This window comes from Accumulibacter sp. (assembly GCF_029255125.1).
Classification (GTDB): Bacteria; Pseudomonadota; Gammaproteobacteria; order Burkholderiales; family Rhodocyclaceae; genus Accumulibacter.
The window spans coordinates 18456-42750 of sequence record NZ_JAPUVR010000111.1; the positions used below are offsets into that span (position 1 = coordinate 18456).

Here is a 24295-nt window from a genome sequence, read left to right on the forward strand (position 1 = left end):
ATGAACTTGCCGTTGGCGGCGAATGCCACCCGGGCTTGCCGGCACACTTTGCATCACCCGTCATGGAGGATACTGCTTTGCCAACCGACTTGCTGTTTCGTGAAGATGCCTATCTGCAGCAGGCGACTGCGCGCGTCAGCGCGGTGCACCCGACGGGAATCGAGCTCGACCGGACGATCTTCTATCCCCTCGGCGGCGGACAGCTTGGCGACACCGGCTGGCTGTTGCGTGCCAATGGCGAACGTATTGCCATCGCCGACACGCGCAAGGAGCACACGCGCGATGTCGTTCTGCATCTGCCGGCAGCCGGGCAGGCGATGCCCGAGCCGGGCGAAGTGCTCGGGCTGGAAATCGACTGGGCGCGCCGCTATCGTCTGATGCGCCTGCACACCGCCTTGCATGTCATGTCCTGCGTCGTCGTGGCGCCGGTGACCGGCGGCAACATCGCGCCCGACAAGGCTCGCCTCGACTTCAAGATCGAGATGAGCCAGCTCGACGGGGTGCGCATCGAGAACGAGATGAACGCGCTGATCGCGCGTGGCGTCGCTATCGAGACGGTATGGATCAGTGACGAGGAACTGGCAGCCCGACCTGAACTCGTCAAGACGATGAGCGTACAACCGCCCAGCGGCTGCGGACAGGTTCGCCTGCTGCGCATCGCCGGCATCGACCTGCAACCCTGCGGCGGCACGCATGTGGCCAACACCGCCGAAATCGGCGCTATCCGGGTGGTCAGAATCCGCAATGAGGGCAAGCAGAACAGGCGCGTCGAGATCGTCCTCGCCGACTGAGCCAGCCGAGCAGCACTGGCGGCCGGCGCCAGTCGGCTGCGTTGCCTCGAGCGTGTCGACTCACTGGCGCTCACTCACGCCAGCCGCGGCGAAACTCGCCATCTCGTTGAGGAAGGCCGCCGCGGCGCGGACCAGTGGCCAGGCTAGGGCGGCGCCGGTTCCCTCTCCCAGACGCAAACCGAGATCGAGCAGCGGTTCGGCGCGCAGCGCGCGCAGTTGCGCAAGATGACCTGGTTCCGCAGAGCGGTGGCAAAAAACGCAATAATCGACGATCGCCGGCGCAATGCGTGCGGCGACGAGCAAGGCGGCAGTCACGATGTAACCGTCGATCAAGAGAAGCATGCGCTGCCCGGCGGCGGCGAGCATGGCGCCGGTCAGCATCGCGATTTCCAGGCCGCCGAACTCGGCGAGGACGGTAGCCGGGTCGGCGGAAGATGACAAACCGGCGCGCCGCAGCGCGTGCGCCAGCAGATCACGTTTGCGCGCCAGCCCGGCATCGTCAAGTCCGGTCCCACGCCCGACACAATCGGCCAGCGGCGAGCCAGTGAGCAGATGCGTGAGCAGCGCAGCTGAGGCAGTGTTGCCAATGCCCATTTCGCCGAAAGCGACAACCCGACAACCCGCCTCGGCCAGGCTGCGCACGATCGCCGCACCGCGCGCCAGCGCAGCGTCGCGCTGATCGACGCTCATCGCCGCTTCTTCGAGATAATTGCGCGTGCCAAAGGCGATCTTGGCGTCCAGCAGGTCCGGCCGTACGCCGAAATCGTGTGCGACGCCAGCGTCGACGACCTGCAACTGGAGATCGTTGTGGCGCGCAAAGACGTTGATCGCGGCACCGCCGGCGAGGAAGTTCTCGACCATCTGCCAGGTGACTTCCTGCGGGTAGGCCGAAACTCCGGCGCGGGCAGCACCATGGTCGCCCGCGAAAACCAGCACGCAGGGTCGACCGAGTTGCGGTTGCAGGGTCTGCTGAACCTGGCCAATCTGGCGGGCGAGGCGCTCGAGTTCGCCGAGCGCGCCTAGCGGCTTGGTCTTGCCGTCGATCTTGGCCTGCAGATCGGGAAGTTCGGCGGTCGGCGGGATGAAGACGTGCATGTGGCGCTGTCCTTGGCTGGCGAGGCGTCGATTATACGCAGGCCTCGTCGCCTGCTGGCCACGCACCCGGCAAGGGTGCGGCGGGTCGGCGTCGCACGCGCCTTGCCAGCACCCGGGGTCGCGCCCGTAGAACGGGCGCGTCGAGTGTTCCCGCCGGGCCTGATCGGTGCTATGGTGCGGCCTGTCTGAGCACTTTGCGGAATGAGGAGTCGAGCGCGATGTACAAACGAATCATGGTTGCGGTTGACGAGAGCTTCATGACCAGCCAGGTCCTGAGCGATGCGGTTGCGCTGGCAAAGGCAACCGGCGCCCGGCTGGCGATCTGCCATGCGATCGACGAAACGATACTGTCGAATCGGGAAGTGGCCATGATGCTGCCGAACAGCGTTGGCAAGACGGAAGCGCGCTTGCGCATGGGCGCTCAGGGTTTTCTCGAGCGGCTTGCTGGCGAAGCCCGCGGGCAGGGCGTAGATGTAGAAACCAGGCTGATCGAGTCGGAAGAAAAACATGTTTCCGACATGCTGATCGCGGCGGCCGCTGAGTGGCAGGCGGACCTGCTCGTGGTCGGCACGCATGGCAGGCGCGGCATCGAGCGCTTTTTCGTCGGCAGCGTCGCCGAGCGTCTGGTGCGCAAAGGACAGACTTCGCTCCTTCTGGTGCGCGGCGAGGACCCGGACGAGTAGGCGGGGCGCCAGGCGCTGGCGCGAGGCGCTGCGGCGCACCACCGCTGGCCGGTCAGCTCCCCACTTTGCTCGCTGGCCATCACCTGCACTTGCCGTGAAGACCCCGTACGCGGCCGCGGCTGAGCATTCGCGCCGAGCAGCGGCGGCGCGTCTGTTCCTTGCCCTCTGGCCGAATGACGACGAGCGCGCGGCACTCGCCAGGTTCTGCGCCGACGCGGAGTGGCCGCCAGGGTGCTCGCCGGTACGCAGCGAACGGCTGCATCTGACCTTGCACTTCATCGGCGCGCTCGAACGCAGTCGTCTGAGCGAAGTGAGCGCCGGTTTGGAGCTCGTTTTCAGCCCCTTCCGCATCGGCTTTTCACCTGCCGAGCTCTGGCCACGCGGCCTGCTCGTATTACCGGCGAAGGCGTTGCCGGCGGAGCTGGTGCGCCTGCACACGCTGCTTGCTGACGCCTTATACCGTCTTCGCCTGCCGGTCGAGAAGCGGCGCTTTCGTCCGCACGTCACGCTTGCCCGGCGCGCACCGGCAGTCATGCTGGCGAAGGAAGCGGCCCCGATGGACTGGCAGATCAACGACTACGCGCTGGTCGAGTCGCTGCTGGGCAGCGCGGGCGGCTACCGGATCGTCTGCCGTTACGCGGCGCGCCTGGCTGCGACCGGCGACGGCTGAGTGCTCAGGGCCGACCACCGGCCGGTGGTCAGCGCGCGCAAGCCACGCTCATCGGGCGTACAAGCACGCGGCGATTCCGGTTGCGATGCCATCGGCCATACGTGCCTGCTGCTCGGGATCACGCAGGCGCAGTTCCTCGGCGCGGTGCTTGATCACTCCGGCCTCGAAAAGCAGCGCCGGCAGCGTGCTGCGATAGAGAACGACAAGGTTGTCGTAATAGTGGACCGCGTTGGTTTCGTCGGCTGCCGGCCGGGCCGGTCCGGCGAGTGGCCGGGCATGATGGGTCGCCGGCGCAAAGCCCATGCGGCGCAGGCGCGCGCCGATCGCTGAGGCGCAGCGTTGACTCAAAGCCAGACCGGAATTGCGGCGTGAGACGAAGAGGGCAAAGCCGCTGTGCAGGTCGCTGTAGGTGTGCGTCGCGCCATGCCAGTCCCATTGCTGCAGCAGATCGGCATGCACCGAATCGTGGTGGATCGAGATCAGCAGATCGGCTCCGGTCGCCTCTTCGGCGCGCGCCGCGAGACTGGCGATGCGGCCGTCGAAGTTGATCGGCCGCGTGAGCAGGCCGCGTGCCTGCAACTCCTCGACCAGACGCGCGGCGAGAACCCGATTGAAGTCGAACTCGGCGCGTCCGCGCGCGCTCGTCGCACCGGGTTCGCTCAGCGTATGGCCGACGTCGACCGCAACTTCGGGTGTAGCCAGGCCGCCGCCAGCGCCGAAAGCGCCCGCCGCAGCCAGCAGGCTGGCCAGGCGGCGGCGCGCTGCAGTCAGAAATCCTTGGCCGCCTGCCAAAGAATGAAGCCCTCGCGCTGGCGTGTCCATTCGAGCAGTTCGATCAACGGGTGAGCGCGCTGCGCCAGGCCGACATGCTGGCCTTCGCCGGCGTCGTCGTCATCCGCCGGGGCACTGGCGGCCGCCTCTGCCGCCGGCGGAGCGGCGGCTTCGCGCACCGCCTGGCGCAGGCGATGGATGGCCTCGGGCAACTGCTCAGTGGTAATCACGCCGCGCGCTGAGCACTCCTTGCCGATGATTTCGAGGAGTTGGCGGGCGATCGGGGCAAACATCATGATTTCCCCCGACGTGCTCGAAGTGAAGGTGACCAGCATGGCAGACGCCTCACGGACTTGGTGGCAGGACTTCCATTGTCTTCCTTGCGACGACGCGCGGCAAGCATCGCCGGTGCAAGCGCTACCGTTTGCCGGCAATGAGCCGTACACTGTCACCTTTGGCTTCAGCGAATGGTCGGCGATGACCCTTACCGAGTTGCGCTATATCGTCGCGCTGGCGCACGAGAGGCATTTCGGGCGCGCGGCCGAGCGTTGTCATGTCACACAGCCGACGCTCTCGGTGGCGCTGAAGAAGGTCGAGCAGCGCGACGGCGTGGTTCTGTTCGAACGTTCGTCGGCCGATGTGCGCCTGACCGCCATCGGCGAACGGATCGCCGAGCAGGCGCTGCGCGTGCTCGAAGAAGCCGAACGGCTGAAGGAGATCGTCGTCCAGGGCAAGGACCCGTTACAGGGCCCGCTGCGCCTCGGAGTGATCTATACGATCGCGCCCTATCTGCTACCCCGCCTGATTCCCGCCGTGAACCGGCGCGCGCCGCAAATGCCCTTGTACCTGCAGGAAAACTTTACGGTCAATCTGGCAACACAGTTGCGCCGCGGCGACCTCGACGTGATCATCGTCGCGCTGCCTTTTGCCGAAGCCGGGGTCGTTTCGCGCGTCGTCTACGAGGAGCCGTTTTGCGTTCTGCTGCCCGGCGGGCATCCGCTGACCAGCGAGAGCAGGATTGATCCGGCAGCGGTCGAGGGCGACAAGCTTCTTCTGCTCGGTCGCGGCAACTGCTTTCGCGAACAAGTCGTGCAGGCGTGCCCGCAACTGACGCAAGCGGGCGGGACCGAGGGTGCGCTGGAAGGAAGTTCGCTCGAAACGGTGCGCTACATGGTGGCGAGCGGCGCCGGGATCTCGGTCGTTCCGGCATCGGCCGCCGCCTCGTGGCCGCACGACGATCCGCTGCTGCATTATCGGGCGTTCACCGACCCGGCACCGGCGCGCCGAGTGGTCATCGCCTGGCGCGCCAGCTTTCCCCGCCCGCAGGCGATCGATGTCCTGCGCCGGGCGATCGTCGATTCGCCACCCCCCGGAGTGTCGATCGTCTGAGCCCGACCAGACTCCTGGCGGCTCGCCGGCCGCTCACTCGGCTGGCGCCTTGGCGGTCTTGCGCGCGGAACCCTTCGCCGGACGCGGTTCGAATTCGAAGCCGACCTTGCCGTCAGCGGCACGCACCAGGAAGGCAGCGAACTTGCGCCGGGTGCGCGCCGAAACGAAGTCGCGCAGGAGATCGGTGCGCCCGCTGCGGAGCAGTTTCCGCATCTGCTCGTGGTCGATCGTCTGCTGAAGGATGATCTTGCCCGAACGGAAGTCGCAGTTGCGCGCGGCGCCAACCGACTTCTCACAGACATACGCCAGGCCGTGCTCGAAAATACCCGCGCCACACTTCGGACACGCACCGAGCGACTCGCTGTGCGAGAAATCGACTTCATCAGCGCTGCCGTCGCTGCCACTCGACGACTGCCCGAAGTCGAATTCCGGCGCGTGCTCGTCATTCAACTGAACAACCGCATTGAACGGACGGCCCATCTTGTTGCGGAAGCCGCTGAGCGGTCCAATCTTTCGGTGGCTGAGCAGTTCTTCAATCTCCGCCGCCTCGAACTGACGGCCGGCGACGATTTTCCATAGGCCGTAGTCGCAAGCCTGGCATTGGAAGCGCTTATAGGTTTCCTTGATCTTGCCGCCGCACTTCGGGCAGCATGCAACAAGCTCGCCGAAGTCACCCGGGATCGTGTCGCTGTCGTAGCTCTTGGCGCGGGCGACGATGTCGTGCGTCATCGCGGCGATCTCCTTCATGAAATCTCCCCGCGAAAGTTCGCCGCGCTCCATCCGGGCGAGTTTCCATTCCCATTCGCCAGTCAGTTCAGGCGCCGTGAGTTCCGGAATGCCGAGCCCGTTGAGCAGCGTCATCAGCGAGAATGCTTTTGCCGTCGGCATCAGTTCGCGCCCATCGCGATGCAGATACTGTTCGCTGAGCAGATTCTCGATGATCTGGGCACGCGTCGCGGGTGTTCCCAGACCTCGCCCGGCCATGGCCGCACGCAGTTCCTCGTCGTCCATCGCCTTGCCGGCGCCTTCCATGGCCGTCAACAAGGTTGCCTCCGAGTAGCGTGGCGGCGGCTTGGTGCGTTGCGCGGCGAGCAGCACATCGGCGGCAAGCACGCGCTCACCTGGCTGCACGGCGACCAGATTGCCCTCGTCGCCGGACTGCGCCTCGCGTCCATAGACGGCGAGCCAGCCAGCGTTGACCAAAACCTTACCTTCGGTCTTGAACGGCTCGCTGAGCACGCGCGTGATGCGCGTCGTGATCAGGTATTCCGCCGGCGGGAAGAAGACGGCGAGAAAGCGCTTGACGACCATGTCGTAGAGCTTCGTCTCGGGCTCCGAAAGGTGGCGTGGCGCCTGCAGCGTCGGAATGATGGCAAAGTGGTCCGAAATCTTGGCGTTGTTGAACACGCGTTTGTTCGGCACGACCCAGCGCCGATCCAGAATTTGTTGGGCAAACGGCGCGTAACGGGCGAGTGCCGCTTCGTCGTGCCCCTTGCCCAGCCCCTCGCCGGTGAGCATGGTGAGCGTGCTGATCACCGTCTGCAGATAGTCCTCGGGCAGCGCGCGCGACTCGGTACGTGGATAGGTGAGAACCTTGTGTTTTTCGTACAGCGCCTGGGCCAAGGCCAGCGTCGTCTTGGCCGAGAAGCCGAAGCGGCTGTTGGCTTCACGCTGCAGGCTGGTGAGGTCGTAAAGCAAGGGCGAGACCTGCGTCGAGGGCTTCACCTCCTCGCTGACCTCGCCTTCCTGCCCGAGGCACTTCTGCTGCAGGCTTCTCGCCTGCGCCTCGTCCCACAAGCGGTCGGCGCGTGCATGCTCGTCGTCGTCCTTGCCGGCGAATTTCTCGTCGAACCACTTGCCACGATACTCACCGGCAGCACAGGTGAAAGCGGCCTCGACTTCCCAGTAGGTGCGCGGCTTGAACTTGCGTATGCGGTCCTCGCGCTCGACCATCAGCGCCAGCGTGGGCGTCTGGACGCGGCCGACCGTCGTCAGGTGGAAACCACCCGTCTTGGAGTTGAACGCGGTCATCGCGCGCGTGCCGTTGATGCCGACAAGCCAGTCCGATTCCGAACGGCAGAGCGCGGCATCGGCCAGCCCCTGCATGTCGCTGCCACGGCGCAGGCGCAGGAAACCCTCCCTGATGGCTTCGGGAGTCATCGATTGCAACCACAGGCGCTCGACCGGTTTGCGGCTCGCCGCGTGCTGCACGATGTAGTTGAAGATCAGTTCGCCCTCGCGCCCGGCGTCGCAGGCGTTGACCAGGCTCGCGATCTCCTTGCGGTTGATCAGTCGGACGAGAAGCTTCAGGCGCGACTCGGTCTTGGCAATCGGCTGCAGGGCAAAATGCGGCGGAATGACCGGCAGGTGCGCAAACGACCACTTGCCGCGCTTGACTTCATACTCCTCCGGGCACGCCAGTTCGAGCAGGTGCCCGATGGCCGAGGCGAGGACGTAGTGGTCGTTCTCGTAGTAGTCCTCATGACGGACGAAACCACCGAGTGCGCGGGCAAGGTCAGTGGCAACGGAGGGTTTCTCGGTGATGATCAGTTTCTTGCTCATGGGAAGGATTTCATCAGCCGGGCAACGTAAGGTTTCAGGATGGGCGTAAAAGGCGATGACCGCGTGCCGCCGCGGTCAGCCTGGTGGAAGCTGCTGGTAGTGGCCGCCGGGCAGCGTGGCGACGCGACCATCCAGCTCCAGGTGCAGGAGCATCACCGAAACAACGTCCGCCGTCAAGCCGCTGCGGCTGGCCAGGTCGTCCAGCGTACAAGGCTCGAAGCTCATTGCCTGCAGCAGGGCGTCGGCCGATGCCGGCGCTCGCACGCCGTCCGGCGGCATCGCCGGACTGCCCGTCCAGCCAATCTCGTCGAGTACGTCCTGCACCGTCTCGACGAGTTTGGCGCCCTGCTTGATCAGCTTGTGGCAGCCGCGCGACTGCGGCGAGTGAATCGACCCGGGGATCGCGAAGACTTCGCGTCCCTGCTCGGCGGCGAGTCGAGCGGTGATCAGCGAGCCGCTTTCGGTAGTCGCCTCGACTACCAGTACGCCGCGCGAGAAGCCGGAGATCAGCCGGTTGCGGCGGGGAAAATTGGCCGCGGCGGGCGGCGTACCGAGGGGAAATTCGGAGACCAGCGTTCCGCCCTCGGCAATCGCCAGGGCCAGTTGCTGGTTGCGCGCCGGATAGACGCGGTCGATGCCGGTGCCAATGAAAGCAACCGTACTGCCGGCAGACGGCAGGGCGCCGCGATGGGCGGCCGCGTCGATGCCGAGCGCGAGGCCACTGGTGATGGTCAGGCCGGCAGCCGCGAGCGCGGCGGCGAAGCGCTCGGCATTGGCGGCGCCTTGCGGCGTTGGATTGCGACTGCCCACAATGGCCAGCGCCGGGCGATTCAGCAGATCGACGCGTCCGCGTACGTAGAGCACGGTCGGCGGGTCGGCAACCTGCAGCAAGCTTTGCGGATAGTCGGCGTCGGCCAGGCAGAGCAGGCGGTTTTCCGCCTTTTCGCACCAGGCGAGCGCCTGAGCAAGCGCAGCGCGGTTGTCGGTGTTGAGGAGGAGATCGGCCCGCTTCTCGCCGATCACCGCCACGAGGGCGCTCCGACTCGCCTTGAAGGCGGCGTCAGGCAAACCAAAGGCGGCCAACAGCTTGCGCTGCGTTTCGCCGCCAAGGCCCGGAATCAGCGTCAGTCGCAGCCAATCGGTCGGCGACTCGGCAAGACTCATGGTCAGGGCGTGCGCGCGAAGTCGTTCACGTCGATGGTGTTTTCGGCCTGGACAACCAGGGCATACGACAGGCGATCGAAGGTGCGAAAAACGAACAGGAGGCCGACACGCTGATCGGGAATGGTGACCAGCGTCTGGCGATCGTTCTCGTCGCGCTGCGTCACGGCGCGATTGCGCTCGGCCGCGAGAACGTGGCCGACTTCAATCCCATCGACCGCGCCGCGATTGAGCGCAACGATCGAGCCCCGACCCGCCGTGTCTACGCCACCGTACACCGAGACGACGCGCGCATCGACAAGAAAATCGGGTTTGTGCGGCGCGTAGGCGATGACCGGCTGCCGGCGCGCCGGCAACAGGCGGTCGCCGCGACCGATTTCCTGCTTGGCGGTAAGCACCTCGAAGGTGGCCGGCGCGCCGGGGCGAAGCTGTTCCGCGGTGCCGAGATGAAATGCTTCGTAGCCGATGATCGCTGTGCTGTCCGGATCGTAGAGCGGCCGATCCTTGCGGAAGATGTTCCACTCGCGCTGCTTGGGGTCGGCCTGGTCGACGTAAGCCAGATCACCGTTGCTCAGATGCACCCTGTCTTCGGGTGTCGCCACAATCAACGCAGCCTTGTCCAGGCTGCTCGTGTCGAAGAGCAGCGCATCGGTCAGGAACGGCCGGATGACGTTTGGCGGAATCGACGGGATGGCTTCCTGAGTCGGTTCGGCATGGATTTGCGGGCGGAGCTTGCTGCCTTGCAGGCGCAAACGCGGGTTGCCTCGGGCGTCGCGCTCGAGGACGATGAGGTCACCCGGATAGATGCGGTGCGGATTGCTCACCTGCTCGCGGTTCATGCGCCAAATCTCCGGCCAGCGCCAGGGCTCGCGCAGGAAGGTGGCAGAGATTCCCCACAGCGTATCGCCGGGAACGACGACATGGCGGTTCGGCGCACCCTCGGCCAATTGGAGTTCCTGACCGGCGGCGGCGCAGAGGGCGCTGGCCAGCGCAAAAAGCAAGGCGGATAGAATGCGGATCATCGTGTTATCCTCGTACGAGCGGTCGTCACGCCAGGTTTGGAACTCCCGGCGAGCGGTCTTGTCCCAGAGCGGCGTCAGCCTGCTTGCCGGCCCGCGCCAAGCGGTTCGCGGTTCCCGGCACGCCGGTCAGCTCAAGGTATGGCTCTGGATTCTGCACGCAGTTATTTTTTCGAGCAAGCTCTTTTTATGGCGCTATTACCCATACTCCGTTTTCCTGATCCGCGCCTGCGCAAGGTCGCTGAGCCGGTCGCGCGGATCGACGACGCGATTCGCCGCCTGGCGCGCGACATGGCCGAGACCATGTACGAGGCGCCCGGAATTGGCCTGGCGGCAACCCAGGTCGACGTACACAAACGCCTGATCGTCATTGATGCGTCGGAGACGAGAGACGAGTTGCTGACGCTGGTCAACCCGGAGATCGTCGAGCAGTCGGGCCAGCAACGCGGAGAGGAAGGCTGCCTGTCGGTACCGGGAATCTACGACAAGGTCGAGCGCGCGCAACGCGTCGTCGTGCGCTACCTGGATCTCGACGGCAAGCAACAGACGGTCGAGGCGGAGGGCATCCTCTCGGTTTGCTTGCAGCACGAAATCGACCACCTGCAAGGGCGCGTTTTCGTCGAGCACCTGTCGCAACTGAAGCAGCAAAGGATCAAGAGCAAGTTGAGCAAGCAGGCACGGATCACGGCATGAGACTGATCTTTGCCGGGACGCCGGAGTTTGCTGCGCAGGCCTTGCGGGCGATCGTTGCCGCCGGGCATCAGGTGCCGCTGGTCCTGACGCAGCCCGACCGGGCAGCCGGGCGGGGAATGAAGCTGCGGCCGTCGCCAGTGAAGATCGTCGCGCAAGCCATCGGTAGCGAGGTCTTCCAACCGGCGAGCCTGAAGGGCGAGACGGCGCAGGAGCGGATTCGTCAGGCGACAGCCGCGGTGATGGTGGTGGCTGCTTATGGCTTGATTCTGCCGCAGGCCGTTCTCGACGTGCCGACGCTCGGTTGCATCAACATTCACGCTTCGCTACTGCCGCGCTGGCGCGGCGCAGCGCCGATTCAGCGGGCGATCCTCGCTGGCGACGCAGAGACCGGGATCAGCATCATGCAAATGGACGCCGGCCTGGATAGCGGCCCGGTCCTGCGCAGCGAGGCTGTGACGATCACCGACGACGATACGGCAGCGAGCTTGCACGACCGGCTGGCAGCGCTCGGTGCACGCCTGGTGGTCGAAACGCTGGCCCGGCTGCCGCTGGACGGGCAGATTCAATCAGCAGACGGCGTGAGCTATGCGAGAAAGATCGACAAGGCGGAAGCGATCCTCGACTGGCGCCAGCCGGCTGCGCAGCTCGCCCGACAGGTGCGCGCTTTCGATCCTTTTCCAGGAGCGATCTGTTCGATCGGCGGGCACGTGTTGAAGGTCTGGCGGGCACGTGCCGTTGCCGGCGGCGTCGCCGGCGTTCCCGGAGTTGTTCTTGCAGCCGACCGGGAAGGGATCAACGTCGCGTGCAGCGAAGGCGTGCTCTGCATTCTGGAAGTGCAGAAAGCGGGTGGCCGCCGCCTGTCGGTGGCCGACTTCCTCGCCGGCGCTGCGCTCGCGCCGGGGACGGAATGCGCGTGCCTGGCGGACTGCTGAGCTCGCCCGAGGGTGGGCTGATGTGTTCGCGCCGATCGTGTTTCACGTGAAACATTTCGGCACCTTCTCCAGCACGCGCAGGGTTTTTCGCTTCCAGCCTCGTCTTCGCGGCTGACCACGAATTCGTCGCTCACTTCCCCCCAAGCAGGCGATGCAAGAGATCTGCCAGTCGATAACCCGCGTCGATCATGCGTTGCCTCGCCAGCGCGAGGGCGTTCTCGTGGAACTGGCTGTCGATCGTCGGTACTTCGTCGCGCCCCGGCGGATAAGCCTGGTCGCGCGCCAGTTGCCGGCTTTCTTCAATCCATTGCGCCGAAACGCCGGCGACCAGCGGCGGGCGAAAGCCCTGGTTGAGCGCTCTGACTGCGCTCTCCAGCCGGCTACCGCGCAACCAAGGCGGCGCTGGCAGATCATCCCAATAGCGGTGGAGGTTGGTCGAGGGATGGCGCTGATCGAACGGATTGACCACCGGCTGCTCGTTGCCGCCGTTATCGCTGCGCCCATCGGGCTGGGCCCGGCTCGCCGTGTGCAGCGGCTGATGCGCGTCGCCGACCAGGTGCAGCAGCCAGGGCAGGGCGTAGGCGCGCGCGGCCGTGCTTGCCTGCCGATTGCCGACAGTATCGGCAAGTTCGACCAGTTGCCGGTCCAGTTCGCCGTCCGTGCCGGCCTTGCCCACCGCGGAACCGACTGGCAGATCGACGTAGTGCCAGTCCAGTCGTCGCTCCATATCGGGAAATCCGGCCAGCGTTGGCGTCGGCGCTTCCAAGCCAGCGGTATAGAAGCGCTTGTCCCGGCGGATGTCGTCGGGCCAGGTCGACGCCTCCAGAAAAGCCGTCAGATCGGCGTCGGCGTCGCGACTGCGCTCCTGCCATTGCAGAAAATCGGGGTGCGCCCGAAGAAGTTTGGCTGCCGCCCACCTCGTCGAGGTGTCCAACGCCTCCCACGCGATCATCGCCACGACGCGATGCCCGCCGGCGTTCCAGGCCAGTGCCGCGGGGCTTGACGCCACGCTCACGAAGAGCCACCAGATGGCGCGTTGCACGCCTTGGCGAACGCACCGGCTAGCGGTCAAGCGGAACGTCCTCGAGCGACGAGGGATCGCCGAGCGGTTCGAGATGGGTAAACACCGACGTTTGCGGCAGGACACGCCGTATCTCCTGGTCGATCTCCTCGGCCAGTTGGTGAGCACGCGCAATCGTCCACGTGGCGGGCACGAGAACGTGCAGCGAAATGAAGCGCCGCGCGCCGGACTCGCGGCCGCGCACGGCATGAAACTCGATCCCCTGCGCCCGATACCGTTCGAGGACGCCGACCAGCAGCGTCTGATCGCTGGCAGGCAGGCTACTGTCCATCAGGCCCGCGGCCGAACGTTGCAGGAGCCGCCAGCCGGTCCATACGATGTTGGCGGCGACCAGCAGGGCGAGCGCCGGGTCGAGCCAAAGCCAGCCGGTGAGGGCGACCGCGCCGAGGCCGAGAAGCACACCAAGCGAGGTCCACACGTCGGTCAGCAGGTGATGCGCATCGGCCTCCAGCGTGATCGAGCGGTGACGCCGGCCGGCGACGAGCAGCACCCGACCGACGCCGAGATTGATCAGCGAAGCGGCGAGCGAGATGGCCAGACCCACCCCCAACTGTTCGAGCGGCTGCGGGTCGAGCAATCTGCCAATCGCCGTGTACGCGATTGCGACTGCCGCGGCGAGGATCAGCAGCCCCTCGAAAGCGCTCGAAAAGTACTCCGCTTTGCCGTGGCCGAAAGCGTGCTGCTCGTCCTCTGGCCGCTCGGCGATCGACAGCATGGCGAGCGCCATCAGCGCGCCGGCCAGATTCACCAGCGACTCGAGTGCATCCGAGAGCAGTCCGACCGAGCCGGTGAGCAGCCAGGCAAAGCCCTTGAGCACGATCGTCGCGAGCGCCGCACCTATCGACAGGTAGGCGTAAGCTTTGAGTGGAATCGGTTTCATCGGACGATTATGCCCGCTCGGCGATCATCACGCCATCGCCGAGCGTCGTGCTAAACTCCGCGCCAACTCGACAGCCGTCAGGCCCGACCGTGCCTTTCACCCGATCCTCATCGTCGTCTCCCCGAAGCGCGCTGCGCGTGGTCAAGGTGGCGCGCCCGGCGGGGCGCGGCGCGAACCCGGACACCCGCGCCAGCCGGTCGCGCTTGCCTGCCGATTCGCTGGCCTACAGCCTTCGCCTGGCGGCGACGACGATTGCCGCCGTGCGTTGCGGAGCAAGCCTCACGCAAGCCCTCGCCCGCCTCGCTGGCGAACCGCCCGGCGCGCGTGCCGCCGCCCAGGAGCTGGCTTACGGCGCCTTGCGTTGTCACGGCCGGGGCGATTTCATTCTTGCCCGTTTGCTCGAACGCGCGCTGCCGCACGCGGAAACCGAGGCCTTGCTGCTCGCCGCCATCTACCGTCTACAGACGCGCCCCGAGGCGGCGCACACGGTGGTCGATCAAGCGGTGGCCGCTGCCGGCGAAATGGCCAACGGCGCTTTCCGCGGCTTGGTCAATGGCGTCCTGCGCAACTATCTGCGTTGCCGGGACGAACTGCATGCGGCGCTCGCCGAGGACGAACCTGCGGCCTGCCAGCACCCGCAATGGTGGCTCGACCGCTTGCGTCGCGCCTATCCGGAGCACTGGCGCGAGATTGTCGCGATCAACAATGGCCAGCCGCCGATGAGTTTGCGCGTCAACCAGCGGCGCACCACGCTGGCCGCCTACTGCGCTTTGCTGCACGCCGCCGGCCTGTCGGCGCGGCCGGCCGGCGGTCATGCGCTGATCCTCGCCCAGCCGGTGCCGATCGAGGCCCTGCCCGGCTTTGCCGAAGGTCTGGTGTCGATCCAGGATGTCGGCGCCCAGCGCGCGACCGAACTGCTCGCGCCGGTGACGGGCGAACGCATCCTCGATGCCTGTGCGGCACCGGGCGGGAAGTCGACCCATCTGCTCGAAGCGGCTGACATCGACCTGCTCGCCCTCGACATCGACGAAATCCGAACGCAGCGCATCGCGCAGAATCTCGAGCGACTCGGCCTCTCCGCGACAGTGAAGGCTGGCGATTGCCTGCTGCCCGCGACGTGGTGGGACGGCCGTCCCTTCGACGCCATCCTGGCCGACGTGCCCTGCTCGGCCTCCGGCGTCGTACGCCGCCATCCGGACATCAAACTGCTCCGGCGCGCCTCCGATATCCGCCTTTTCAGCCACCGACAGGCGGCCATCCTCGATCGGCTGTGGCCGCTGTTGAAGGTGGCCGGGCGCTTACTGTATACCACGTGTTCGGTCTTTCCCGAGGAGAACGCGGCGCAGATCGACGCCTTTCTGGTTCGCCAGCCGGCGGCGCGAAGGCTCTGCGAAGAGCGGCTCTTGCCATGCGATGAACATGACGGTTTCTACCATGCACTGCTGCAGAAGTCAGCTTAGAGCCCTGCTCGTCGGCGTGCTGCTCTCGTTTGCCGCCTCCTTCGCCTGGCCGGCGGACATTTCGGTACGTCATCCGCAACTTGCACTCGGCGACGAGGGTTATGTCCTGGGGGCCGATTTCAACCTCAGTCTGAATCCCCGTCTGGAGGACGCGGTAGCGCGCGGAGTCGCGCTCTACTTTGTCGTCGAATTTGAACTGAGCCGTTCGCGCTGGTACTGGCTCGACGAGCAGGTGGCGGCACGAACGCAGTCTTTCCAGCTTTCGTACCACGCACTGACGCGTCAGTACCGCTTGTCCAGCGGCGCGCTGCACCAGAGCTTTCCCTCGCTGGACGATGCCTTGCGCATCCTCTCGCGACTGCGCAACTGGCAGGTGGCCGAAAAAGGCGGCCTGCGCAGCGACCAGACGTATTTTGCTTCCTTGCGCATGCGCCTCGACCTGACGCAGATGCCGAAGACGTTTCAAGTCAACGCGCTAGCCAACCGTGACTGGAATCTCTCCGCCGAATGGGCGCGTTGGCAGTTCACCCCCGCCGACCTTCCCGCCGTCGGCGCTTCCGGCGCAACCACCATTGCGCCCGCGGGTGGCGACGGGCGATGAAAAGCCTGATCGTCGCAGCAGCATCATTCGGCGGCATCCTGCTCTTCCTGCTTGCCTCGGCGAGCGCCAACACCGCGCTGTTCGCCCGCCACTATCCCTGGCTGCTCGCACTCAACTCGATCGTCGCGCTCTCCCTGCTCGCGCTGATCGCGTGGCAATTGCTCGCGCTCTGGCGCGAACACCGGGCCAAGGTCTTCGGCTCACGCCTCAAGCTGCGCCTGATGCTGATGTTCGGTCTGATGGCCGTCCTGCCGGGTGTCCTGATCTACGCGGTGTCGGTGCAGTTCGTGACCAAGAGCATCGATACCTGGTTCGACGTACGCGTCGAGAAAGCGCTCGAAGCCGGGCTCAATCTCGGGCGCAACGTGCTCGACTCGCTGCTTGCCGATCTGGCGGGCAAGGCTCAGGCGATGGCGCTGGATCTCGGTGAGCAGACGGAGACTCAACGACGGCTCGAGCTCAACCGGCTGCGCGAGCAGGCCGGCGTCCAGTCGGCCGCGCTGTTTTCGACCAAGGGGGTTCTGCTGCTCACGGCGACCGGCGATCTGGCAACGCTGACCCCGGCGCAGCCGACGGCCGAGCTTCTCCGCCGCGTTCTCGTCGAGCGCCGGGTCGCGCAGATCGAAAGCAACGGCGACAGCGATCTGACGCTGCGCGTTCTGGTTGCCGTGACGCCACACGGACTCGGCGCCGAGACGCGTGTTCTGCAGCTCATGGAGCCGGTGCCAGCAAGCCTGGCGATCAATGCCGAGAGCGTGCAGACCGTTTATGCCGACTACCAGGAACTGTCGCTCGGCCGCGAGGGCCTGACCCGGATCTACGCGATGACGCTGACGCTGACCGTTCTGCTCGCGCTGTTCACTGCCATCGCGCTGGCCTTCGTGCTGGCGCGCCGCCTCTCCGCCCCGCTGTCGATTCTCGCCGCTGGCACGCAGGCGGTTGCCGCCGGTGACTACACGCCACGCCAGGCGATCTACAGCCGCGACGAACTCGGCGTGCTCACCCGCTCGTTCAAACAGATGACCAGCCAGCTCGACGAGGCCCGGCGCGACAACGAGCGCCACCGAGCCGAACTGGAGTCGGCACGCGCCTACCTTGAATCCATCCTGGCCAACCTGTCGGCGGGCGTGCTGGTCTTCGACCGGCGTTTCGTCCTGCGCACCGTCAATGAGGGCGCGCTGACCATCTTGCGCGACGACTTCGACGGATTGCTCGGTCACGCGGCCGAGCTTTGGCCGCGCCAGCAGGCGCTCGGTGAGGTCATTCGCCAGGCGTTCGCCGACCCCGAGCGCAACGAGTGGCAGGAACAGATCGAACTCGAGCATCCCGGCGAGCTGCCGCAGATCCTCCTCCTGCGCGGCACCCAGCTTCCCGCCGGATCGCACGGCGGCTACGTCGTCGTCTTCGACGACGTCACCCGCTTGATTGCGGCGCAGCGCAGCGCCGCCTGGGGCGAGGTGGCAAGGCGGCTGGCGCACGAAATCAAGAACCCGCTGACGCCGATCCAGCTTTCCGCCGAACGCCTGCAGATGAAGCTGGCCGACCACCTGAGCAAGGCCGACGCCGAGATGCTCTGGCGTGCCACGCAAACGATCATCACCCAGGTACAGGCAATGAAACACATGGTCAACGATTTCAGCGACTATGCCCGCCTGCCGCCTCCCCAACTGACGCCGGTCGATCTCAACGCCCTGATCAAGGAGGTGCTTGGCCTCTACGAAACCTCACGCGCGCAGGTCAGGCTGAAGCTCGCCGGCAAACTGCCACCGGTGCTTGGTGACGCGACGCAGCTTCGCCAGATCATCCACAACCTGTTGCGCAACGCCGAGGACGCACAGGAAGGGGTGGATTCGCCGATCATCACGATCGCCACGCGCCAGGTAGACGCGATGAGCGAAATGAGCGTTGCCGACGCCGGGCCAGGCTTCCCGCCGGAGATTCTTGCCCGCGTCTGCGAACCCTACGTGACGACCAAGGCACGTGGCACCGGCCTGGGTCTGGCGATCGTGAAGAAGATCGTCGACGAGCATCACGGCCGGGTCAAGATCAACAACCTGCAACCGACCGGCGCGGAAGTCAGCGTCATCCTGCCGTTGGCAGCGTTGTCGAACCAAAAGCGCGAGCAAAGCAACAAACTTCCTTCCGGGGCATGACCATGGCGCAGATACTGATCGTCGACGATGAAGTGGGAATCCGCGAACTTCTCTCCGAGATTCTCGCCGATGAAGGACATTCGATCTGGTTGGCAGAGAACGCTGCGACGGCACGGCGAATCCGCGCCGACAAGCGACCCGACCTCGTCCTGCTCGACATCTGGATGCCCGATACCGACGGCATTTCGCTGCTCAAGGAGTGGTCGGCGAACGGCCAGTTGACGATGCCGGTCGTCATGATGTCGGGACACGGCACGATCGATTCGGCAGTCGAGGCGACGCGTATTGGCGCCACCGACTTTCTCGAAAAGCCGATTGCCTTGCAGAAACTGCTGGCCACCGTGAAGAAGGCCCTCAAGCACGAGGCGGTGTTCCAGAAGAAGCCTCTGACGCTTGACGCCTTTGCGCGCTCGCCCCTCCTGAAAGATCTCAAGCGACGGCTTGAGCAGGCTGCCGCGAAGACCTCGGTCCTTCTCCTGAAGAGCACTTCCGGCGGGATTGCCGAGATCTGCGCGCGCACCTTGCAGTCGCACCGGACGCCCTGGCTCGATCTATCGAATCTGAGCTCGCCGCTGACGCAGGAGATGCTGCACAACAGCAGCGGCGGAATTGTCTTCGTTGCCGACCTCGCGCAGTTTGGCAAGCTGCAGCAGATGAACCTGGTCTTTGCCCTCGAACGGCTAGAACGGCACAGCCTGCAGATGGTCGCCGCGTCTACACGTTCACCGACAGCGCTCATCGAAGCCGGCTGGGATCCGCTGCTGGTCAACCGCCTGGCCGAAGTCTGGGTGACGCTACCGCAGCTCTCCGGTCACGCCGACGACGTTCCCGAAATCGCGATGATGTTGTTGGCGCATCTTGCCGAACGTGGCGAGGTTCCGGTCAGGCATCTCTCGAGCGGCGCGCTCAACCTTCTGCGCCTGCACCGCTGGCAGGGCGAATGGGCCGAACTGCTCGGCGTCGTAAAGAATCTCGCGCTTTCCGCGCTGGAGGAGGAAATCACCAGCGAAGACGTCGAACGCGTCCTGCACCGCGAGTCCGACGACCCGAGCTCGGCGCTTGCCGCCACTTTCTTCGAGCGACCCCTGCGCGACGCGCGCGAAGGCTTCGAGCGCCTCTATTTCGAGTACCACCTGCGCAGCGAGCGCGGTAACATGACGCGTTTGGCCGAAAAGACCGGATTGGAGCGGACGCATCTTTATCGGAAGTTGCGGCAGCTCGGCTTGAACATCGGTCGGCGTAGCGACGAGCGCGACTGACCGGCGTTTTCAGTTCCACAGGGGGAGCCAGGAAATGCGCATCGTCATTCTCGGCGCTGGCCAGGTTGGTGCCAGCGTCGCCGAAAGTCTTTCGTCCGAGAACAACGACATTACCGTCGTTGACAACAACCACGATCGCCTGGCCAACCTGCAGGACAGGCTTGACCTGCGGACAGTGATCGGCAACGCCGCCTACCCCTCGGTTCTTGCCAGCGCCGGCCTGGAAGACGCCGACCTGCTGATTGCCGTGACGCAAAGCGACCAGACCAATCTGGTCGCCTGCAAGGTCGCACAGAGCGTATTCAACGTTCCGGCGCGCATCGCCCGTCTGCGCGCGCACGACTTTCTGGACAGCGAAACGCTGCTTTCGCCGGCCAATTTTGCTGTCGACTACGCGCTTTGCCCGGAGCAGGTCATTACCGAATACATCACGCGGCTGATCGATTTTCCCGAAGCGCTGCAGGTGCTCAGCTTCGGCGCCGGGCGGCTGGTGCTCGTCGCGGTGCGCGCGTTCGCCGGCGGTTTGCTCGTCGGCAGTCCGATACGCGAGATGCGCAACCATCTGTCGCCGGAGGTTGACGGAAGGATCGCCGCGATCTATCGGCGCGACCGCGCGATCACGCCCACCGGCGACACGGTGATCGAAGACGGCGACGAAGTCTTCGTGCTGGCCGCCGAGGAGCACATCCGCCCGGTGATGCGCGAGCTGCGCGGTTCGGTCGAACCGGTTCGCCGGGTGATGATCGCCGGTGGCGGGAACATCGGTCTGCGCGTCGCGCAGTCGCTGGAGAACAAGTGCGAGGTCAAGGTGATCGAGATCGACCGGCGGCGCTCGGAACTGGTCGCCACCTCGCTGCAGTCGGTGCTGGTCCTGCATGGCGACGCCACTGACGAGGACCTGCTGCAGCAGGAGGCCATCGACGAGATGGACCTGTTCCTCGCCCTGACCAACGACGACGAAGACAACATCATGGCGGCTTCGCTCGCCAAGCGGATGGCTTGCAAGCGCGTCGTCGCGCTGATCAATCGGCGAGCCTACGCCGAACTCGTCCAGGGTGGGCCGATCGACATCGCGATTTCCCCGGCGCAGGTGTCGATCGGCCGCCTGCTGACCTATGTCCGGCATGGCGACGTGGCGCAGGTGCACAGCCTGCGGCGCGGCGCGGCCGAGGCGCTCGAAGTCGTTGCGCACGGCGATCGCAAGAACTCGAAGGTGGTTGGTCGACGGGTCGGCGAACTGCCGACGATCCCGGGCGCATTCATCGCCGCGATCGTGCGCGACCTCGACAAGAGCCGCGATGTCGGCTTCCTCGGTCTGGCCAAGAAGAAGGTCGCGGGACGCGTGCTGATCGCGCACACCGACGTCGTCATCGAGACCGACGACCACGTCATCGTCTTCTGTCTGGACAAGAAGGTCGTCAAACAGGTGGAGAAGCTGTTTGCCGTCGGCTTCCACTTCTTCTGAGTCAAGGCTGCCATGAAACGCTACTATCCGGTCATCCGGGTTCTATCGCTGGTCATCTTCATGTTTGGCCTGACGATGCTCGTCCCCTGGGCGCTTTCCTGGGCATTGCACGACGGCGCCGAAAGCGCTTTCGACGAAGCCGTCCTGCTCACCCTGGGCAGCGGTCTCGGCCTCTGGTACGCAACCCGGCGCGAAAAGCGCGACCTGACGATCCGCGACGGTTTCCTGATGGTCGCATTAGTGTGGACGGTGCTGCCGGTGTATGCCTCGCTGCCGCTGATCATCCAACTCAATGCGAGCTTTACCGACGCGTATTTCGAGGCGGTGTCGGGCCTGACGACGACCGGCGCAACGGTTTTCGAGGGACTCGACAAGCTGCCGGTCTCGCTCAACTTCTGGCGCACCCAATTGGTCTGGCTGGGCGGCATGGGCCTGATCGTTCTCGCCGTCGCCGTCCTCCCCTTGCTCGGCATCGGCGGCCGCCAGATGTTCAAGGCGGAAACCCCTGGACCGATGAAGGACTCCAAGATGACGCCGCGCATTGCCGAGACGGCGAAAGGGCTGTGGGTCGTCTATACGCTGATCTCGATTGCCTGCGTGCTGGGCTACCGATGGGCCGGGATGACCTGGCTCGACGCGATCATGCACATGTTCGCGACCATGGGACTGGGTGGCTTCTCCAGCCACGACGCGAGTTTCGGCTACTTCGACTCGCCGGCGATCGAGGCGGTCAGCATCGCCTTCATGCTGATCGCCGGCTGCAACTTCGCGACGCATTACATCGCGCTCTCCGGGCGCTCGCTGCGGCCGTACGCCAGCGATCCGGAAGCCGGCATGTTCATCCTGGTGACGGTCGGCAGCGTCATCGGAATTGCCATCTATCTCGACGTGCACGCGGTCTACCCGACCTTCATCGAAGCCTTGCGCTTTTCCGCGTTCAACGTCGTGTCGATCGCGACGACGACCGGCTTTGCCAACACCGACTACGCCCTGTGGCCGTTTTTCGCACCGCTCTGGATGCTCTTTCTGTGCAGCTTCGCGACCAGCGCCGGTTCCACCGGCGGCGGCATCAAGATGATCCGGGCGATCGTCCTCTACAAGCAGGTCTACCGCGAACTGCTGCGCGCGATGCACCCCAACGCCGTCCATCCGATACGAATCGGCAACGAAGTCGTTCCCCCGAATATCCTTTTTGCCGTGCTCGCTTTCGGCTTCGTCTATATGGTCTGCATCGTCTCGATGACGCTGGTCCTGTCCTTCTCGGGACTGGAGATCGTCACCGCGTTCTCGGCGGTCATCGCCAGCATCAACAATACCGGACCGGGCTTGGGCCAGGTCGGGCCGGCGACCAATTTCGCCGTGCTCACCGATTTCCAGACCTGGGTGTGTACCGCGGCGATGCTTCTCGGCCGCCTCGAGATCTTCACCCTGCTCGTCGTCCTGACTCCGGCGTTCTGGCGCCGGTAGCGCGACCGGCGTGTGCGACTCAACCAGCCGCCTGCCCGCTCACCTGCAGACTCAGCCGCACCAGATCGGCAATGCTGCCCACCTGCAACTTGGCCAGCAGGCGGGCCTTGTGCACTTCCACCGTGCGCGGACTGATATCCAGCGCCTGCGCGATCTCCCGGTTGTGCCGGCCGGCGACGACCAGGGCCATCACTTCGCGTTCGCGCGGCGTCAGGCCTGCGAGGCGGGCGGCAGCACTGGCGTGGCGATCGTGGTCGTCGCGCCGCTGGTGCTGGCGGGCGAACGCTTCCGCGATCGCCGCCAGCAGGCGGTCGTGATCGATCGGCTTTTCGAGAAAATCGACCGCGTCGCTGCGAAAGGCCTGGCGCGCCGACTCGACGTCGCCATGGCCGGTCATCACGATCACCGGCAACAGGCAGCCACTTTCGGCCAAGCGCTTCTGCAGGCTGAGTCCGTCCATTCCCGGCATGCGGATGTCGAGCAGCAGGCAGCCGTACCAGTCCGCCCGGCGCGCCGCCAGGAAGCTCTCGGCGTCGGCAAACAGCGCCACGGCAAGACCCTGCAGACCAAGCAATAGTCCGAGCGCATCGCGCACCGACTGATCGTCCTCGACGATGAACACGGTATTCACACTAGATGGCATGCGCGCTCGCCTCCTCGACGGGAAGAAGCAGCCTGAACAAGCCGCGTTCGCCCACCTCGGCCCACAAGCTGCCGCCGTGCGCCTCGACGATTGCGCGGCTGATCGCCAGTCCGAGGCCGAGCCCGCTCGCCTTGGATGAATGAAACGCTTCGAACAGATGTTCCACCATTTCCTCCGAAACGCCGGGTCCGCTGTCTTCGACCGTGATACAGACGCGTCCGGCGCCGTCGTGTTCTGCTGAAACGCGCACCTGCCGCACCGCCAGCGGTCGTTCGGCGGTCGCCTCGAAGGCGTTGGCCAGCAGGTTGCGCAGTACCACTTCCAACTGCAGGCGATCGGCCCACAGCGCACAGGCGGGCGTCGCAAGCAGCCGGAGCTCGACGCCCTGCTGCCTGGCCTGTGTCGAAAAACGGGCGACTGCCGAGGCGAGCAATTCGCGCAGCTCGATGCGTTCGAGTCGCGTCGTCCCCGTGCGAAAGAAATCGCGCAGTCGACTGACCACATCGGCCGCGCGCTGCGATTCGGCAACCACGCGATCGATCACGTCGAACAGCCTTTGGCCGCTCTCCCCCTGGGCGAGCAACTGCTGACACGCGCGCGTATAGGCGAGCAGCGCGGTCAGTGGCTGGTGCAGCTCGTGCGACAAGGCTCCAGCCATTTCGCCGGCCGCGGCCAGGCGCAGCGTCTGCTGCAGTTCGGCGCTCAGCCGCTGCTTTTCGTCGACGACGATGCCGATGAAGTAGCCCGCCAGCGCCAGAACGAGCACCAGGACTTCCAGTTCGAACTGGATGAACCAGGAGAAGCCGAGCAGGCGCGAGGCGAGGACGATGCCGACCTGCGTCAGGCCGACGGTCAGCACGGCACCGGCCAGCCCCTGCCGGGCGGCGGCCCAGGCGATCGGCAGGAAGAGCACCGGGAAGTACTTGAACTCGGTCATCTCGCCGGCGACGAAGGTGAAGGCGAGGGCGCCGCCGGTGGTCAGCAGGCTGAGCGATTCGCGCCCGATCAACAGGCGGCGCAAGCGCGCGCGGCCGCGCGTGTCGAGCAGCATGGCGAGCAGCGGCATCGAGATCAAGACGCCCACTACGTCACCGAGCAGATGCGGCAGCAGCGCTTCGCTCGCCGCGGCCTGCGGCAGGTATCCGCCGAGCGTCAAGCCGGCGAAGAAGAGCAGACCGTTGAGCAGGGTACCGACGACGGCGATCGTCACCCAGTCGATCAGACCCCGACGATCGACGAAGAAGCCCTTGCTGCCCAATCGGCGCCGGAGAATGTGTGCGGTCAGCCAGTATCCGGCAGTCAGTTGGAGCGCCAGGCCGACGGCAAGCAGCCCGGGCAGCGCCAGTTCGCGCGTCCACGCGTCGGCGACGAGAATCGCCAGGGCCAGTGGTGGCGCTGCCTGCTTGCCGTGGCGAACCAGGAAAAGCAGGCCCAATGCGGGGGCCGGACTCCATGGCGTGACATCGAGTCCGTGCAGGAAGTGGATGTGGCTTGCCCAGTCGAGCGCGAGATAGCCGAAA

Annotated in this window: 22 protein-coding genes; 12 read left to right on the plus strand and 10 right to left on the minus strand. The window is 65.5% G+C overall.

Going from position 1 to position 24295, the window contains the following annotated elements:
* Positions 1–62 precede the first annotated feature (62 nt).
* On the plus strand, positions 63–791 hold the full coding sequence (locus tag Q1L59_RS11590) for an alanyl-tRNA editing protein (RefSeq protein WP_300332353.1): 729 nt from the start codon (positions 63–65) through the stop codon (positions 789–791).
* Between the two features lie 60 nt (positions 792–851).
* On the opposite strand, the gene cobT is transcribed toward Q1L59_RS11590, so the two are convergent.
* Complete coding sequence (cobT, locus tag Q1L59_RS11595; protein WP_300332355.1) at positions 852–1886, minus strand: nicotinate-nucleotide--dimethylbenzimidazole phosphoribosyltransferase; 1035 nt, start codon at positions 1884–1886, stop codon at positions 852–854.
* A gap of 218 nt (positions 1887–2104) precedes the next feature.
* Here cobT and Q1L59_RS11600 point away from each other — a divergent pair, with 218 nt between their 5' ends.
* Positions 2105–2569, plus strand: coding sequence for a universal stress protein (locus Q1L59_RS11600; RefSeq protein ID WP_300332357.1), 465 nt, complete (start codon positions 2105–2107; stop codon positions 2567–2569).
* A gap of 94 nt (positions 2570–2663) precedes the next feature.
* Positions 2664–3239 carry an RNA 2',3'-cyclic phosphodiesterase gene (gene thpR, locus Q1L59_RS11605; RefSeq protein WP_300332359.1) on the plus strand — a complete coding sequence of 192 codons (576 nt, stop codon included), beginning with the start codon at positions 2664–2666 and terminating at the stop codon, positions 3237–3239.
* 48 nt (positions 3240–3287) lie between these two features.
* Here the strand turns inward: thpR and Q1L59_RS11610 are convergent, their stop codons facing one another.
* Together Q1L59_RS11610 and Q1L59_RS11615 are read right to left on the minus strand one after the other, a co-directional pair.
* A complete protein-coding gene (locus tag Q1L59_RS11610; RefSeq protein WP_366145650.1) occupies positions 3288–4031 on the minus strand; it encodes an N-acetylmuramoyl-L-alanine amidase in 744 nt (247 codons plus the stop codon).
* Positions 4007–4303 (minus strand): DUF1840 domain-containing protein, encoded by a 297-nt coding sequence (locus Q1L59_RS11615; protein ID WP_300332361.1) that lies wholly within the window; start codon positions 4301–4303, stop codon positions 4007–4009. Before Q1L59_RS11615 ends, Q1L59_RS11610 begins: the two co-directional genes overlap by 25 nt.
* A gap of 184 nt (positions 4304–4487) precedes the next feature.
* Here Q1L59_RS11615 and Q1L59_RS11620 point away from each other — a divergent pair, with 184 nt between their 5' ends.
* Positions 4488–5399, plus strand: coding sequence for a hydrogen peroxide-inducible genes activator (locus tag Q1L59_RS11620; protein WP_300332392.1), 912 nt, complete (start codon positions 4488–4490; stop codon positions 5397–5399).
* Positions 5400–5432: 33 nt separating this feature from the next.
* Here Q1L59_RS11620 and Q1L59_RS11625 read toward each other — a convergent pair whose 3' ends face one another.
* The 3 genes from Q1L59_RS11625 to Q1L59_RS11635 all read right to left on the minus strand — a co-directional run bounded on the left by Q1L59_RS11625 (position 5433) and on the right by Q1L59_RS11635 (position 10144).
* Positions 5433–7961 carry a DNA topoisomerase III gene (locus Q1L59_RS11625; RefSeq protein WP_300332363.1) on the minus strand — a complete coding sequence of 843 codons (2529 nt, stop codon included), beginning with the start codon at positions 7959–7961 and terminating at the stop codon, positions 5433–5435.
* A 75-nt stretch (positions 7962–8036) separates the two neighbouring features.
* Positions 8037–9125: a DNA-processing protein DprA gene (gene dprA / locus Q1L59_RS11630; RefSeq protein ID WP_300332365.1), complete on the minus strand. Its 1089-nt coding sequence runs from the start codon at positions 9123–9125 to the stop codon at positions 8037–8039.
* 2 nt (positions 9126–9127) lie between these two features.
* Entirely contained in the window at positions 9128–10144 is a 1017-nt protein-coding gene (locus Q1L59_RS11635; protein WP_300332367.1) for a LysM peptidoglycan-binding domain-containing protein, read from the minus strand.
* Between the two features lie 186 nt (positions 10145–10330).
* Here Q1L59_RS11635 and def point away from each other — a divergent pair, with 186 nt between their 5' ends.
* Both def and fmt read left to right on the plus strand, forming a co-directional pair.
* Positions 10331–10834 carry a peptide deformylase gene (gene def, locus Q1L59_RS11640; RefSeq protein WP_300332368.1) on the plus strand — a complete coding sequence of 168 codons (504 nt, stop codon included), beginning with the start codon at positions 10331–10333 and terminating at the stop codon, positions 10832–10834.
* Positions 10831–11766 carry a methionyl-tRNA formyltransferase gene (gene fmt, locus Q1L59_RS11645; RefSeq protein ID WP_300332370.1) on the plus strand — a complete coding sequence of 312 codons (936 nt, stop codon included), beginning with the start codon at positions 10831–10833 and terminating at the stop codon, positions 11764–11766. The genes def and fmt overlap by 4 nt, the downstream gene beginning before the upstream one ends.
* Before the next feature lie 130 nt (positions 11767–11896).
* Here fmt and Q1L59_RS11650 read toward each other — a convergent pair whose 3' ends face one another.
* The gene (locus Q1L59_RS11650) at positions 11897–12781 is read right to left on the minus strand and encodes a S1/P1 nuclease (protein ID WP_300332371.1); all 885 of its coding nucleotides are present in this window, start codon (positions 12779–12781) and stop codon (positions 11897–11899) included.
* A gap of 46 nt (positions 12782–12827) precedes the next feature.
* Positions 12828–13727, minus strand: a complete 900-nt coding sequence (locus tag Q1L59_RS11655; protein WP_300332374.1) for a cation diffusion facilitator family transporter — start codon at positions 13725–13727, stop codon at positions 12828–12830.
* Between the two features lie 203 nt (positions 13728–13930).
* On the opposite strand from Q1L59_RS11655, the gene rsmB reads away from it, so the two are divergent.
* From rsmB to Q1L59_RS11685, 6 genes are read left to right on the plus strand one after another with little or no spacing between them, the layout of a single operon-like run.
* Complete coding sequence (gene rsmB / locus Q1L59_RS11660) at positions 13931–15187, plus strand: 16S rRNA (cytosine(967)-C(5))-methyltransferase RsmB (protein ID WP_300332376.1); 1257 nt, start codon at positions 13931–13933, stop codon at positions 15185–15187.
* Entirely contained in the window at positions 15162–15788 is a 627-nt protein-coding gene (locus tag Q1L59_RS11665; protein WP_300332378.1) for a DUF4390 domain-containing protein, read from the plus strand. The genes rsmB and Q1L59_RS11665 overlap by 26 nt, the downstream gene beginning before the upstream one ends.
* Positions 15785–17941 (plus strand): ATP-binding protein, encoded by a 2157-nt coding sequence (locus Q1L59_RS11670; protein WP_300332380.1) that lies wholly within the window; start codon positions 15785–15787, stop codon positions 17939–17941. The genes Q1L59_RS11665 and Q1L59_RS11670 overlap by 4 nt, the downstream gene beginning before the upstream one ends.
* Positions 17942–17943: 2 nt before the next feature.
* Positions 17944–19200, plus strand: a complete 1257-nt coding sequence (locus Q1L59_RS11675) for a response regulator (RefSeq protein WP_300332381.1) — start codon at positions 17944–17946, stop codon at positions 19198–19200.
* 34 nt (positions 19201–19234) lie between these two features.
* Positions 19235–20665: a Trk system potassium transporter TrkA gene (gene trkA, locus Q1L59_RS11680; protein WP_300332383.1), complete on the plus strand. Its 1431-nt coding sequence runs from the start codon at positions 19235–19237 to the stop codon at positions 20663–20665.
* 12 nt (positions 20666–20677) lie between these two features.
* Positions 20678–22132, plus strand: a complete 1455-nt coding sequence (locus tag Q1L59_RS11685) for a potassium transporter TrkG (protein WP_300332385.1) — start codon at positions 20678–20680, stop codon at positions 22130–22132.
* A 19-nt stretch (positions 22133–22151) separates the two neighbouring features.
* Here the strand turns inward: Q1L59_RS11685 and Q1L59_RS11690 are convergent, their stop codons facing one another.
* Entirely contained in the window at positions 22152–22775 is a 624-nt protein-coding gene (locus tag Q1L59_RS11690) for a response regulator (protein WP_300332387.1), read from the minus strand.
* On the minus strand, positions 22765–24295 hold a 1531-nt coding region (locus Q1L59_RS11695), incomplete at its 5' end, for an ATP-binding protein (RefSeq protein ID WP_300332389.1). The genes Q1L59_RS11695 and Q1L59_RS11690, both read right to left, overlap by 11 nt.